The sequence below is a fragment of the Micromonospora sp. NBC_00821 genome (assembly GCF_036347035.1).
Taxonomy (GTDB): Bacteria; Actinomycetota; Actinomycetes; order Mycobacteriales; family Micromonosporaceae; genus Micromonospora; species Micromonospora hortensis.
In genome coordinates this window covers 6,881,081-6,894,944 of record NZ_CP108880.1, presented here as the reverse complement: position 1 = coordinate 6,894,944, position 13,864 = coordinate 6,881,081, and the positions used below count along the sequence as shown (strand labels likewise).

Genomic DNA, 13,864 nt, shown 5'->3' with positions numbered 1-13,864 from the left:
TGACTGTGACACCCGAACTCATCGCCGTGCTGGCGGTGATCGGGGTAGCCCTGGCGTTCGACTACACCAACGGCTTCCACGACGCCGCCAACGCGATCGCGACAAGCGTCTCCACCCGGGCGCTGACCCCTCGGATCGCCCTCGGCCTCGCCGCGGTCGGCAACTTCGTCGGCGCCCACTTCGGCGCTGGCGTGGCCAAGACCGTCGGCGACAACCTGGTCACGCTTCCCACCGGGGTGAGCAGCCTCGGGGTGGTCTTCGCCGGCGTGCTCGGCGCGATCGCCTGGAACCTCATCACCTGGTACTTCGGCCTGCCGTCGTCGTCCTCGCACGCGCTCTTCGGCGGCCTGGTCGGCGCGACCCTGCTGTCCGCCGGCGGGATCGTGCAGTGGGTCAACATCGGCGAGAAGGTGCTGCTGCCGATGGTGTTGTCGCCGATCGTCGGCCTCACCCTCGGTTACCTGCTGATGCTGGCCATCCTGTGGCTGTTCCGGAAGGGGCAGCCGGGCAAGCTCAACCGGGGCTTCCGCTGGGCGCAGACCGCCTCGGCGGCCGCCATGTCGGTCGGTCACGGCATGCAGGACGCCGCCAAGACCATGGGCATCGTGGTGCTGGCGCTCTACACCGGTGGTTTCCAGGAGAGCAAGACGCACATCCCGGGGTGGGTGTTCTGGACCTCGGCGACGATGCTGGCCCTCGGCACGTACGCCGGCGGTTGGCGGATCATTCGCACCCTCGGGCGCAAGATCATCGACCTGGGGCCGCCGGAGGGCTTCGCCGCCGAGACCGTCGCCAGCGCCGTGCTCTACTTCAACGCACTGGTTCTGAAGGCGCCGATCTCCACCACCCACACCATCACCTCCGCGATCATGGGTGTGGGCGCGACCAAGCGGCTCTCCGCCGTTCGCTGGAACGTGGCCGGCAACATCGTGCTCGCCTGGATCATCACGTTCCCGGCCTCCGCGCTGATCGCGTGCGTCACGTACCTGCTGGTCCGGCCGCTCTTCGGCTGAGTTTTCGGTAGGGCCCCGGTCACGGTTGGACCGTGACCGGGGCCCTACCGCTGTTCAGACGTACCGGACGCCGATCTGCTCGCGGACCGTGTCCAGCAGGGTCATCACCTCGAGGGTCGTGGCGTGCGGCACCACCGGGCTCTCGGTCAGCCCGGCGGCGAGGCAGCGCTGCACCTCGATCGCCTCGTACTGGTAGCCGTTGCCGGCACCGTCGGCGACGATCGTCTCCGGCTCCGCGCCGGCCCGGTGCACCGTCACCGAACCCGGCCGGAAGAACGGCTCCGGCAGGTCGATCCGCCCCGTGGTGCCCGTTACCGAGGCGGTCTGCCCGCTCAACCCGACCATGCCGCAGCTCAGGGTCGCCAGCGCACCGCTGTCGTAGCCGAGCAGCATGCCGGTGTTCTCGTCCGTCCCCTCCGGGCCGAGCTGCGCCCAGGACCGGATGTGCTGCGGCACCCCGAGCAGCAGGTGAGCCAGGCTGATCGGGTAGATCCCCAGGTCGAGCAGGGCGCCCCCGCCCAGCGCCGCGTTGCGCATCCGGTGCTCCGGCGGGAACGGCCCGGCCACCCCGAAGTCGGCCCGGACCCCGGTCACCGTGCCGATCGCCCCGTCCGCGATCAGCTCGACCACCCGCAGGATCATCGGGTTCAGCCGCATCCACATGGCCTCCATCAGGAAGACCCCGGCGGCGCGGGCAGTGTCGATCAACTCGGTGCTGGTGGCCAGGTCGAGGGTGAACGGCTTCTCCAACAGCACCGCCCGCCCGGCGGTGAGGCAGGTCATCGCCGCCTCGTAGTGCGCGGAATGCGGGGTCGCCACGTAGATCGCGTCCACCTCCGGGTCGGCGGCCAACTCCACCCAGGAGCCGTAGGCGCGCTTCGCGCCGTACGTGTCGGCGAAGCGCCGGGCGCTCTCCGCGGCGCGGGAACCGACCGCTACCAACTCGGCGTCCGGCACCAGCCGGAGGTCTTCGGCGAAACGGCTGGCGATGTGGCCGGTGGCCAGGATGCCCCAACGAGTCATGCCGGAACGCTAGCCGAGCCAGGTGAACCCCTGCCTCCCCCTCCCACCCCCCGACCACCCTCGTCGATCATGAAGTTGTTGCCCGGCGGCACGGCGTGTCATGGCAACAACTTCATGATCCCTCATCGCCTGGCGCCCGGCGGTGGTCGCGCTGCCGGGAACTAGGCTCGCGGCATGACGATCGACAGCGACGGCTTCGCCGCCCCGGCCGCCCTGGTCGAGCACGCCCGCCGGTTCCAGGCCGAGGGTGGCACCCCGGCGACGCCGCGGGTCGCGGCCACCGTGTTGCTGCTGCGTCCGACCGACGCCGACTTCGAGGTGTACGTCATCCGCCGGGTCGCCGCGATGACCTTCGGCGGGATGTACGCCTTCCCCGGAGGCGGGGTGGACCGCTCCGACTCGGAGGCGCACCTGGACTGGGCTGGCCCGACGCCGGGCGAGTGGGCGGACCGGCTCGGGGTGGCCCCGCAGGCCGCGCAGGCGGTGGTCTGCGCCGCCGCTCGGGAGGTCTTCGAGGAGGCTGGCGTACTGCTCGCCGGCCCGAACCGGGAGACAGTGGTGGGCGACGTCAGCGGCGACGACTGGGAGGCTGCCCGGCAGGACCTGGAGGGGCGCCGGCTGGGCTTCGCGGCGCTGCTCGCCGACCGTCAGCTCACAGTTCGGTCGGACCTGCTGCTGCCCTGGAGCCGGTGGATCACTCCCGAGTTCGAGCCGCGCCGCTTCGACACGTACTTCTTCGTCGCCCTGCTGCCGGCGGGCCAGCGGACCCGCGACGTCTCCGGCGAGGCCGACCACACCCTGTGGATCCGCCCGGCGGACGCGCTGGCCCGCGCTCGGGCCGGCGAACTGACCATGCTGCCGCCGACGCTGGTCACGCTGGCCCAGGTGGCCGCGGCCGGCGACCTGGCCGGGGTGGCGCGGGCGGCGGCCGATCGGGACGCCGCCAGCCCGATCACCCCGCGCCTCGACCTGCCCCCGGACGGCGAACCCCGCTTCGTCCTGAGCTGAGCCCCCCGCCGCCCCCCGCTCCCGCTCCCGCTCCCGCCCCCGCCCCCGCCCCCGCCCCCGCCCCGCGATCTTGCGCTTTCTGTCGCGACACAAGGGGCATCCCACCCATCTCGACAACCGAAACTGCAAGATCGGCGCGATCTTGGTCCACGGGCGGTGTCGGCGGCGGATATGGCACCGGCGCCCACGCCGGGAGGCGGGGCGCCGGTGACCGGACGTGGTCGGCTCAGCCGAAGCGGCCGGTGATGTAGTCCTCGGTCTTCTTCACGCTCGGGTTGCTGAAGATCTTCTGGGTGTTGTCGTACTCGATCAGCCGGCCCGGGTCGCCGGTCTTCTCGATCGAGAAGAAGGCGGTCCGGTCCGACACCCGGGCGGCCTGCTGCATGTTGTGCGTCACGATGATGATCGTGAACTTGTCCTTGAGCTGGAACATCAGGTCCTCGATCGCCAACGTGGAGATCGGGTCCAGGGCGGAGCACGGCTCGTCCATAAGAACGACCTGCGGCTCGACAGCGATGGTCCGGGCGATGCAGAGCCGCTGCTGCTGACCGCCGGAGAGGCCCGCGCCGGGCTTGCCCAGCCGGTCCTTGACCTCGCCCCACAGGTTCGCGGCGCGCAGGGCCTTCTCGGCCGCGTCCTCCAGGATCGACTTCTTGCGGACCCCGTTGAGCTTCAGCCCGGCCACCACGTTCTCGAAGATGCTCATGGTGGGGAACGGGTTCGGCCGCTGGAAGACCATGCCGATGGTGCGCCGGACCGCTGTGACGTCCACGTCCCGGTCGTAGATGTCCTGGTCGTCGATGGTCAGGCTGCCCTCGACCCGGGCCCCCGGCAGCACCTCGTGCATCCGGTTGATCGACCGCAGGAACGTCGACTTGCCGCAGCCGGACGGCCCGATGAGAGCGGTGACCGTCTTCGGCTCGACAGTCAGGTTGATGTTCTCGATTGCCTTGAAGCCGCCGTAGTACGCGGTGACGTTCGAGGCGGAGACGCGCTTGGCCATGGTGGTACCTCCGGGGTTCATCGGCTGAGCCTGTTGCGACGGGCCAGCAGCTTCGCCGCGATCGTCAGGATGAGCACGAGGGCGACCAGGGTCAGTGCCGCGGTCCACGCCCGTGCCGGGGCGTACTTCGACGCGTCGCCGGCCTGCTGGTAGACGAAGAGGGACAGCGACGACTGGTTGTTCTCGAAGGGGTTGGTGTTGATCGCGGCGCCACCGCCGGCGACTAGCAGCACCGGCGCGGTCTCACCGGCCGCGCGGGCGATGGCGAGCATGACGCCGGTGACGATGCCGGGCAGCGCCGTCGGCAGCACCACCCGCAGGATGGTCTTCCACTTGGGTACGCCGAGCGCGTACGCGCCCTCGCGCAGTGGCGCCGGTACGAGGCGGAGCATCTCCTCGGTGGACCGGACGATGGTGGGCAGCATGAGCACGCTCAACGCGAGCGCGGCGGCGAAGCCGGAGAAGCTGGGCCGACCGTCGTTGAACCACGGCGACACGATCAGCACCCAGAACGCCAGCACGAAGAGGCCGGAGACGATCGACGGGATGCCGGTCATCACGTCCACGAAGAACCGGATCGCGAAGGCGAACTTGCCCCGCCCGTACTCGACGATGTAGATCGCGCAGAGAACGCCGAGCGGGACGGTGATCAGGGTGGCGATGCCGACCTGCTCCAGCGTGCCGACGATCGCGTGGTACGCGCCGCCGTTGGCGTCCCGGGCCCCGATGTTGTTCATCGAGGTCTGGAAGAAGTTGACGTCCAGTCGGTCGGCGCCCTTGCTGACCAGCGTCCAGACCACCGACACGAGCGGCAGCACCGCCAGCACGAAGGCGGAGTGGATCAGTGCGCTCCAGGTGCGGTTGCGGGCCGATCGGCGCCCTTCGACCGCGTTGGAGGCGGCGAAGAGCCCGACCAGGTAGAGGATCGCGCCGAGGACGACCACGAGGACCGGCCCGCCGATGCTGGTGCCGTAGACGATCACGGCGGAGAGCGCCAGGGCCGCTACGGCGATGGCCGGGGCGGCGTACCAGGGCAGCCGTTTGGTCCGCAGCGAGTTGGGCTGGGCCGGCGGCCGGGTGCGGTGGGAGGTGGCGGTTGTGGTCATGCGGCCGACTCCGTGAACTCCCGGCGGCGGTAGATGATCGCCCGCGCCGTGATGTTGACGATCAGCGTGATGGTGAACAGCACCAGACCGGAGGCGATGAGCGCGCCCCGGCCGGTCTCGTTCGCCTCGCCGAACGCATTGGCGATGTTGGCGGCGATGGTGTTGCCGCCGTTCTGGATCAGGTTGAACGAGATGCCGAAGGTGATGCCGAGGGTCAGCGCCAGGGCGATGGTCTCGCCGAGCGCCCGGCCGAGGCCGAGCATCATCGCGGCGATGATGCCGGGACGGCCGTAGGGCAGCACCGCGGTGCGGAGCATCTCCCAGCGGGTGGCGCCCAGGGCGAGGGCGGCCTCCTCGTTCGCGGTGGGGGTCTGGAGGAACACCTCGCGGGAGAGCGAGGTGATGATCGGCAGCACCATGATCGCGAGCACCAGGGCGCCGAGCATGACGGACGCCCCGAAGGGGCCGTCGCCGCCGAAGAGCGGGATCCAGCCGAAGTGCTGGTTCAGCCAGACCGAGAAGTCCCGGACGGGGCTGCTGAAGACGTCCCGCCCCCAGAGGCCGAAGACCACGCTCGGTACGGCGGCCAGCAGGTCGACCAGGAAGCCGAGCGCGGTGCCCAACCGGCGCGGCGCGTAGTGCGAGAGGTAGAGCGCGATGCCGAGCGCCACCGGCACAGCGATGAGCAGTGCGAGAGCCGAGCTGAGCACTGTGCCGAAGGCGAGCGCACCGATGCCGAACTTCGGCTCTGTCTCGTTGGGGGACCAGCCCTCGTAGGACCAGAAGTTCTCGGTGTTGGCGCGTAGGGCCGGCACCGCCTTGGCGACCAGGAAGATCGCGATGGCGGCGATGATGACCAGAACGGCGGTGCCGGCGGCCAGGGTGAGACCGCGGAAGGCCCGCTCGGCGCCGAACCTACGGCTGCGCGGCAGCGCGCCGCCGCCGCCCAGCCCGGTGCCGCCCGGGGATCGGGTGCTGACTGGTGCCTCGGCCACACGCGCCGAGGCACCGGCGGGCCACTCGTGACTCTGGGTCACGCGCGTCCCGCCGGTGCCGGCGTCGGCCGAGCGGTGAGGGGTTTCACCCATCTGCTCGCTCGATTCCGTTGCTGAGGTGGTGGGGTCGGGTCAGGAGAGGTTCTTGACCGCGGTCTCGACCTTGGTGCGGACCGTCTCGGGCAGCGGGGCGTAGCCCAGCTCGGTGAGAGAGGCCTGGCCCTCGGCGCTGGCGGCGTGGCCCAGCAGGCCCTTGACCAGCTTCAGCTTGTCGGCCGCGAGGCCCTTGCTGCAGACGATCTCGTACGTCGCCAGGACGATCGGGTAGGCCCCGGCCTCCTTGGTGTTGTAGTCGATCTTCAGCTTGAGGTCGTCGCCCTGGCCCTCGACGGCAGCGCCGGCGATGGTCTTGCCGGCCGCCTCGGCGGTCAGCGCGGCGAACTCGCCGTTGCCGTTGCCGATCTTCGACATCTTCAGACCGGCGTTCTCGGCGAACGACCACTCCATGTAGCCGATGGAGCCGTCCGCGCCCTTGACCCGGCTGGCCACGCCGTCCGAGCCCTTGGCGCCGGTGCCGCCCGGGGCCTTCCACGCCTTGGCGTTGCCCAGGGTCCAGTCGCTCTCAGCGGTCTTCGAGAGGTACTTGGTGAAGTTGTCGGTGGTGCCCGACTCGTCCGAGCGGTGGACGGTCTGGATCGTGGTCGCCGGGAGAGTGGCGCCCGGGTTGTCGGCCTTGATCGTGGCGTCGTCCCACTTGGTGACCTTGCCGGCGAAGATCTTCGCCAGGGTGGCCGGCTTGAGCTGGAGGTTGTCCACGCCGCTGACGTTGTAGGCGACGGCCACCGGGCCGATCACCATCGGCAGGTGGATGGCCTTGCCACCGACGCACTTGGCGTCGGCCTGCGGCTGCTCCTCCGGCTTGAGCGCGGAGTCGGAACCGGCGAAGTCGGCGGTCCCGGCGATGAACGCCTGGATGCCGGCGCCCGAGCCGGAAGCCTCGTAGTTGATCGTGGTGCCCTGGCACTTCTGCTGGTACGCCTTGATCCACTCGGCCATGGCGTTCTTCTGCGCCGACGAGCCCTGGGCGTTCAGCGTGCCGGTAGCGCAGTCGACCGCGGCGGCCGAGCCCGAAGCACTCGCGCCGGAGGCGGGCTCGTTGTTGTCCGAGCCGCATGCACTGAGGCCGAGCGTCGCGGCAAGAGCGAGGCAGGCAATAGTGCCGTACCGCTGGAGCTTCACCTGAGGGGTTTCCCTTCGCGTCTGACTTGGCGCCCCGATCCCGGGGCCCGAGGACCGGCACTGACCGGCTGACACGAAAGTTAGAAGTGCCAGGTAGCCGGTTCGCCGGTCGCAAGTGAACGCAAGGTGAACACGTACGGCCCCTGAGGTGACCGCTTGCCGAGGGTGAGTTGTCCGTTAAATGAACCCGGGTACACCTGTCGGATGTATGGGCATATTTCCGGTTCGGCGTTATCCCGCCGACGCTCGGCCGTTACCCACCGGTGACGCGGGTCGGGGCGACGGCCGACGGTCAGCCCAGGTGGTAGTTGATGTGCGCGGACCAGCGGGCGAAGCCCAGCCGCTCGTAGAGCGCGACGGCCCCGGTGTTCGAGTCGTCCACGAAGAGCATCACCCGATCGAGGCCGCGCCTGTCCCGCAGGTGCGCCAACCCGGCTGTGGTCAGGGCCCGGCCGAGCCCGCCGCCGTGCGCTGTCGGTTCCACCCCCAGGACGTACACCTCGCCGATCCGGGCCGACCCCGGCCGCTCGTGCACCTTGGTCCAGTGGAAGCCGAGCAGTCGGCCGGTCGCGGTCTCCTCGGCGAGCAGGAAGCCGGCCGGATCGAACCACGGCTCGGCGAGGCGGACCCGCAGGTCGTCCGACGTCCACCGGCCCTGTTCGGGGTGCTCGGCGAAGGCCCGTGCGTTGAGCGCCAACCAGGCCGCGTCGTCGGCCCCGGGCCGGAACGCGCGGAGCGCCACCCCGTCGGGTAGGCGCGGCTCACCCAGCGGGGCGGCCAGGGGCCGGCGCAACTGCCAGAGCACCCGGGCGCGGGCGAAGCCGAGGTCGACGGCGAGCGCGGCGGCCGAGGGGTGGTCGCCGTGCGCCCAGGCGCGCAGCGGCCCGGTGGCCGAGGCGAGTACGCCCCGGGCGAGCGCCCGCCCGGTGCCCCGCCGCCGGTACGCGGGGTGCACCACCAGCTCGACCCCGATCCCAGCGACCGGGTCGGTGGTGTCCAGGTGCGCGTACCCGGTGAGGGTGCCGTCATCGGCGCGGGCGATCAGATGAACGGCCGGGGCGTCGGCGTCGCGCAGCCGCAGCAGGACGTGTTCGTCGAGCGGGTCCGCTCCGTCCGTGTCACCTGCGGCGCTGGCGAGGGCGAGTACGTCGGCGATCTCCGTCGGCGCCAGTTTGTCGCTCCGGGTCACCTGGTCGCTGGTCGGCTCCGCGCTGCTCATCCCGCCACCGTATCCGTTGCGTGTCGTGACGCCCGGAGCGTCGCCGTAAAGCCGCGGCTCACACCGGGTCGGTGGGAAGTGCCTCCAGCTCGAACCGGGCGGTCAGGTCGGGCAGGATCCGGCGTAGCGCCTCCAGCGTGCCCTGTCGGTCCCCACCGGCGTCGTGCAGCAGCACCACCGATCCCGGTTCGGCCTGGCTCAACACCGTGGCGGTGATCTTGCTGGCGCCGGGTAGTTCCCAGTCCGACGGATCCACCGACCAGTGCAGCGGGGTCATGCCGAGCTGCTGCGCCACCGACACCACCGGGTACGTCCAGGCTCCGCCGGGTTGGCGGTACCAGACGATCGGGGCGTTCGGCACCGCCGCCCGGATCGCCGCGTTGGTGCGCAGGAGGTCGGAGCGGATCGCGTCGGCCGACCGGGCGCCCAGGCCGATGTCGTGGTGCCAGGAGTGGTTGCACAGGGTGTGCCCGCCGTCCACGATCGACTGGACCAGGTCGGGGTGGTTCTGCGCGTTCTCGCCGACCACGCAGAACGTGGCGCGTACGTCGTATTCGCGCAGGAGGGCGAGGACCTGCGGCGTGTAGCGCGGATCCGGCCCGTCGTCGAAGGTCAGCGCGAGCCGCGGGGTGCCGGTGGTGGCGTGCGCGCCGAACAGGTTGTCGTCTCCGGCGTCCCGTCCGGACCCGTCCTGGCCGGTCTCGGCCGGGCCGGTCTCGGCCGGGCCGGTCTCAGCCGCGCTTGCGCTGGCGCTCGGGGCTCCGCCCGGCTCGCCAATGCTGGGTTGGTCGGCGTACTGCGGTCCGTCGGCGCTGGTGGTGACACCGGTGGACTGCCGTGGCGTCTGGTCGGGGACGAGACTGCGGCCCAGCACGTACGCGGAGCCGAGCAGCCCCGCCACCACCAGCGTCACGATCCCCGCGGCGCGCGCGGTGGAGCTTCCCCGCGTCACGACGTCCGCCTGGCTTGCCGGTCACGCCGGCCCGTCGCCCCCGTGGTCAGTGCGCGCACCATTGCCCCTTTCGCCGACAAACCCGGCAGTCAGAATAGAGCTGCCAAGCTGCGCAAAAAGGGCATATGGGAAATCGCCCGGAGTGCTCTCCCGATCAGACCGGCAGGGGCGCGTGCTCCGCCTCGGGAAGCGACCGCGACGGCGGAACGACGAACTTGTAGCCGACCTGGCGGACGGTGCCGATCATCGACTCGTACTCCGAGCCGAGCTTGGCGCGCAGCCGCCGGACGTGCACGTCCACAGTGCGGGTGCCGCCGAAGTAGTCGTAACCCCAGACCTCGCGCAGGAGCTGGTCCCTGGTGAACACCCGGCCCGGGTGCTGGGCCAGGAACTTCAGCAGCTCGAACTCCTTGTAGGTGAGGTCGAGCGGACGGCCCTTGAGCTTGGCCGCGTAGGTGTCCGGGTCGATGGTCAACTCGCCGGCCCGGATCGAGCCACCCGCGCCGGCGGTGGCGTTGCTGAGCCGGCCCACCGCCAGCCGCAGTCGCGCCTCGACCTCGGCGGGGCCGGCCGAGGCGAGGATGACGTCGTCGACGCCCCAGTCGGCGTTGAGTGCGATCAGGCCGGCCTCGGTCACCACCGCTACCAACGGCACGCCGAGACCTGTGGCGTGCAACATCCGGCACGTCGCGCGGGCCTCGCTCAACTCCGATCGGGCATCCACCATCACCGCGTCCGGGCTGGGGCCCGCGACCAGGGTGCGAACATCACGCGGCGCGGTGCGGACCGAGTGCGGCAACAGGTCGAGCGCCGGCAACACAGCCGACGGCTCTCCTGCACGCGCGGTCACCAGCAGCAGGATCTCCACGATCACCTCCGTCCCGGCGGCGCGAGGCCGCACGCGACCAGTCGCACCCATCAAGGAGTGCGCTGAGAAATTGCGTGGTCCCGGCGTCGCTGACGGGCGGGTAACGCGTTGAGCCTAACCGATCGCCTCGGCCGCGCCGTCAGGCCATTTCCCGTTTGTCTACCTTGCCCCTGATCGTGGCCCGGATTTTAACGTCGCTGAAACCCGTGACCACCGCGTCGGGCCGTCGGTCTGGCACGATCGGGTCGTGTTTCCCTCCACCTCGCCCGAGGCCAGCCGCGAATCGTGGCCCGCTGGGCCCCAACCGGGTCCGGCCGCCGCAGCGACGCGCGGCCAACCGCCCGCGCCGCATACCGGCCCGGCCACCACCGATGGCGACCGCCGCGAACGGGGTGGGCCGCGCCGTGCCCGCCGCGCCGGCGAACCGGCCCGCCGATCCGAAGAGGAGATCGACGAGCCGGAGGAGGAGGTCATCCCCCCGGTCGCTGTGCACCGCCAACTGGCGCTGACCATCGCCGGCTTCGCCGCGTTGCTCGGTGTCGGCCTGGTGCTCGGCGCGCAGACGTCGGGCCCCGGTCACCGGCTGCCGTTCGCCTTCATCATCTTCGGCGTCCAACTGCTGTTCGTGCTCGCCTGGACGATGGCCATGCGTCCGCCCGCGCTGCTGGTGGTCGCCGGGATCAGCGCCGTTGTCGCGGCGTTGGTCGACATCGCTGCGGTGCAGACCGACGTCGCCGGCCTGGCGCCGCTGGGTTACCTGGCCGCCGGTGGGTTCCTCGCCGCGGTGCTCGGCCAACTGGTTCGTCGGGTCGACCGGGTGCGGGTCACCGACTCCCTCGGCTCCACGCTGCTCATCGTGGTCGGGGTGGTGGCCTTCGGCACCCTGATCGTGCTCAGCCGGATCCCGGCCGGCACCCAGGCGATCACCGTCTGCCTGACCGCGAGCGGTGTCGCGCTCACCGTCGCCCGGCTCACCGACGCCGTACTGCCCTGGCCCCGGCTCGCACCGCAGGTGCCCAGGGGCGCCGCCGGCGTGGTGGCCGGCGCGATGGTCGGCACGCTGACCAGCGCACTCCTCGGCAGCTACCTGGTGGCGCCCTTCACGCCGACCCGGGCCGCCGTGATCGGCCTGGTCGCGGCGGTCACCGCCGTCCTCTCCGACCTCGCCGTGGGGTACGCGGAGGCGGGCCGGTTGATGGCCGGCGAACCGCCGACGATGTGGGTGGCCCGGCACATGCAGGGCCCGCTCGGCGGCTTCGCCCTGGCGGCGCCCGCCGCGTACGCCATGTGCATGCTCTTCCTCTGAGCCACGGTTGAGCGCTGAGCCGGTCGGGTACCTACGGGTGCGCCGCCCTGCGGCGTCGGTACGAACGACCCGTCGCGGCGCGGCGGGCGGAGACAGGAGGCGGCGTGGCGCAGGACTATCCGGTGGACCAGGCGCGACCCCGACGGCGTGGCCGCAAGCTGCTCATCGGGCTGTTCGTGCTGCTCCTGGTGCTGGCGGGGTTGCTGGTGGTCGCCGACCGGGTCGCGGTCGGGGTCGCCGAGCGGATGATCGGTGACCGCGTACGTCAGGAGATCGCCAAGCAGGGCGCGCAGTCCGCCGCACCTGAGGTGGAGGTGGGCGGAACTCCGTTCCTCACCCAGGTGGTGGATGGCCGCTACCAGCGGATCACCATCAACCTGCGGGACGTGCAGGCCTCGGTCGAGGGCGACGCCGTTCGGCTGCCGGTGCTCGACGTGACAGCCCGCAACGTTCGGGCCTCGCTGGACACCCTGCGCACCGGCCAGGGTGACGTCGTGGCGGACACCGTCAACGGTGCCGGCACGATCAGCTACGAGAGTCTGGCCGCGCTGCTGAACCGCCCGGGTCTCACCCTCGGCGAGCAGAACGGCAAGCTCACCGTGAAGGCCCCGGCCGACATCCTCGGTCAGAAGCTCACCATCAGCGGCACCGCCGACGTCACTGTCGCCGACAACGGCGCGGTCGCCCTGCGGTTCAACGACCTGGACGCCGCGGGTCTGCCGAACCTGCCGCTGGCTCGGGCCTTCCTGAGCAACTACGCCAAGAGCATCTCCATCGACGTGCCCCTGCCGGAGTTGCCGTTCCAGCTCGCGGTCCGGGAGGTCCGTCCACTGCCGGAAGGGCTGGCGGTCACCGCCGACGCCAAGAACGTGCCGATCAACTCCGCTGGTTGACGCCGGAGGCGCTGTGGGCCGCCGAATGTCTCGGCGGCCCGAACGATCCCGGATGGTGGTCGGCCCAGTGGCAGCACGGTCACTGGCTGGTACGCTCCCTGACCATGGGGACCCACCTCACCAAACGGCGCGCGGTCGACCTGTGCCGCGTGGCCACCTGCCTGTGTCGCCCCGTCATCTGACGGCGGGGCTGTCTCCGGCCGCCTGACGGCGGCCACCGGCACAGGGTTCTCACACCCTCCGGTTATCCCACCGAACGCCCGGCAGCGGCGCCGTCGCACGAACCCGTGATCCCGTCCTTCCGCTGGGTCCCGCGCGTGGTGCGACAGTTACACCCATCGATTCGCGCGCGTTGGCTCACCATCCATCCTCACCAGGGAGTGATTCGATGAGTCGCGACACCGCACTCGTTTCGGCCGAATGGGCCGAGAAGAACCTCGACGCCCCGGGCGTCGTCTTCGTCGAGGTCGACGAGGACACCTCGGCCTACGAGACCGGCCACATCGCCGGCGCCATCAAGATTGACTGGAGGACCGACCTCCAGGACCAGGTCCGCCGGGACTTCGTCAACAAGACGCAGTTCGAGGCGCTGCTCTCCGAGCGGGGCATCAGCAACGACGACACCGTCATCCTGTACGGCGGCAACAACAACTGGTTCGCCGCGTACGCCTACTGGTACTTCAAGCTCTACGGCCACCGTGACGTGAAGCTGCTCGACGGCGGTCGCAAGAAGTGGGAGCTTGACGCCCGCCCGCTCGTCACCGACGCGGTGTCCCGCCCGGCGACGCAGTACGTCGCGCAGGAGCCGGACACCTCCATCCGGGCCTTCCGCGACGAGGTCGTCGCCGCGATCGGCACCAAGAACCTGGTCGACGTGCGCAGCCCCGACGAGTTCGCCGGTCGCCTGCTCGCCCCCGCCCACCTGCCGCAGGAGCAGGCGCAGCGGGCCGGCCACATCCCCACCGCGATCAGCGTTCCGTGGTCCAAGGCGGCCAACGAGGACGGCACCTTCCGGTCCGACGACGAGCTGCGCAAGATCTACGGCGACGCGGGGCTCGACGACGGCAAGGAGACCATCGCGTACTGCCGGATCGGTGAGCGCTCCTCGCACACCTGGTTCGTGCTGCAGGAGCTGCTGGGTCACCGCAACGTCAAGAACTACGACGGTTCCTGGACCGAGTACGGCTCGCTGGTCGGTGTGCCGGTCGCTCTCGGCGACGAACCCGGGGAGGCCTGATC

The 13,864-nt window shown here is 70.8% G+C and carries 14 protein-coding genes; 6 read left to right on the top strand and 8 right to left on the bottom strand.

What is annotated here, in order from left to right:
* The first annotated feature begins 5 nt into the window (after positions 1-5).
* On the top strand, positions 6-1,013 hold the full coding sequence (locus OHB44_RS31645) for an inorganic phosphate transporter (RefSeq protein ID WP_238683145.1): 1,008 nt from the start codon (positions 6-8) through the stop codon (positions 1,011-1,013).
* A 54-nt stretch (positions 1,014-1,067) separates the two neighbouring features.
* Here OHB44_RS31645 and OHB44_RS31640 read toward each other — a convergent pair whose 3' ends face one another.
* On the bottom strand, positions 1,068-2,036 hold the full coding sequence (locus OHB44_RS31640) for a Gfo/Idh/MocA family protein (protein WP_330439101.1): 969 nt from the start codon (positions 2,034-2,036) through the stop codon (positions 1,068-1,070).
* 174 nt (positions 2,037-2,210) lie between these two features.
* Between OHB44_RS31640 and OHB44_RS31635 the strand changes: the two genes are divergently transcribed.
* On the top strand, positions 2,211-3,044 hold the full coding sequence (locus tag OHB44_RS31635) for an NUDIX hydrolase (RefSeq protein ID WP_330439099.1): 834 nt from the start codon (positions 2,211-2,213) through the stop codon (positions 3,042-3,044).
* Between the two features lie 226 nt (positions 3,045-3,270).
* On the opposite strand, the gene pstB is transcribed toward OHB44_RS31635, so the two are convergent.
* From pstB to OHB44_RS31600, 7 genes are all read right to left on the bottom strand, one after another.
* Positions 3,271-4,047, bottom strand: a complete 777-nt coding sequence (gene pstB / locus OHB44_RS31630; protein ID WP_112584183.1) for a phosphate ABC transporter ATP-binding protein PstB — start codon at positions 4,045-4,047, stop codon at positions 3,271-3,273.
* Positions 4,048-4,064: 17 nt separating this feature from the next.
* Complete coding sequence (gene pstA / locus OHB44_RS31625) at positions 4,065-5,153, bottom strand: phosphate ABC transporter permease PstA (RefSeq protein WP_266304325.1); 1,089 nt, start codon at positions 5,151-5,153, stop codon at positions 4,065-4,067.
* Complete coding sequence (gene pstC / locus OHB44_RS31620) at positions 5,150-6,241, bottom strand: phosphate ABC transporter permease subunit PstC (protein WP_238683102.1); 1,092 nt, start codon at positions 6,239-6,241, stop codon at positions 5,150-5,152. The genes pstA and pstC overlap by 4 nt, the downstream gene beginning before the upstream one ends.
* Before the next feature lie 39 nt (positions 6,242-6,280).
* Positions 6,281-7,387 (bottom strand): phosphate ABC transporter substrate-binding protein PstS, encoded by a 1,107-nt coding sequence (gene pstS, locus OHB44_RS31615; RefSeq protein ID WP_238683103.1) that lies wholly within the window; start codon positions 7,385-7,387, stop codon positions 6,281-6,283.
* Positions 7,388-7,679: 292 nt separating this feature from the next.
* Complete coding sequence (mshD, locus tag OHB44_RS31610; protein WP_266304326.1) at positions 7,680-8,606, bottom strand: mycothiol synthase; 927 nt, start codon at positions 8,604-8,606, stop codon at positions 7,680-7,682.
* Between the two features lie 58 nt (positions 8,607-8,664).
* On the bottom strand, positions 8,665-9,558 hold the full coding sequence (locus OHB44_RS31605; protein WP_330439098.1) for a polysaccharide deacetylase family protein: 894 nt from the start codon (positions 9,556-9,558) through the stop codon (positions 8,665-8,667).
* Positions 9,559-9,712: 154 nt separating this feature from the next.
* Positions 9,713-10,432: a winged helix-turn-helix transcriptional regulator gene (locus OHB44_RS31600; RefSeq protein ID WP_181518701.1), complete on the bottom strand. Its 720-nt coding sequence runs from the start codon at positions 10,430-10,432 to the stop codon at positions 9,713-9,715.
* Positions 10,433-10,673: 241 nt separating this feature from the next.
* On the opposite strand from OHB44_RS31600, the gene OHB44_RS31595 reads away from it, so the two are divergent.
* The 4 genes from OHB44_RS31595 (at position 10,674) to OHB44_RS31585 (ending at position 13,862) form a co-directional block, all read left to right on the top strand.
* The gene (locus tag OHB44_RS31595; RefSeq protein WP_238683106.1) at positions 10,674-11,732 is read left to right on the top strand and encodes a hypothetical protein; all 1,059 of its coding nucleotides are present in this window, start codon (positions 10,674-10,676) and stop codon (positions 11,730-11,732) included.
* 104 nt (positions 11,733-11,836) lie between these two features.
* Entirely contained in the window at positions 11,837-12,625 is a 789-nt protein-coding gene (locus OHB44_RS31590) for an LmeA family phospholipid-binding protein (protein WP_266304328.1), read from the top strand.
* Between the two features lie 104 nt (positions 12,626-12,729).
* Entirely contained in the window at positions 12,730-12,807 is a 78-nt protein-coding gene (locus OHB44_RS33565) for an Ms5788A family Cys-rich leader peptide (protein WP_310503780.1), read from the top strand.
* A gap of 206 nt (positions 12,808-13,013) precedes the next feature.
* Entirely contained in the window at positions 13,014-13,862 is an 849-nt protein-coding gene (locus OHB44_RS31585) for a sulfurtransferase (RefSeq protein WP_112584191.1), read from the top strand.
* The last annotated feature ends 2 nt before the right edge of the window (positions 13,863-13,864 follow it).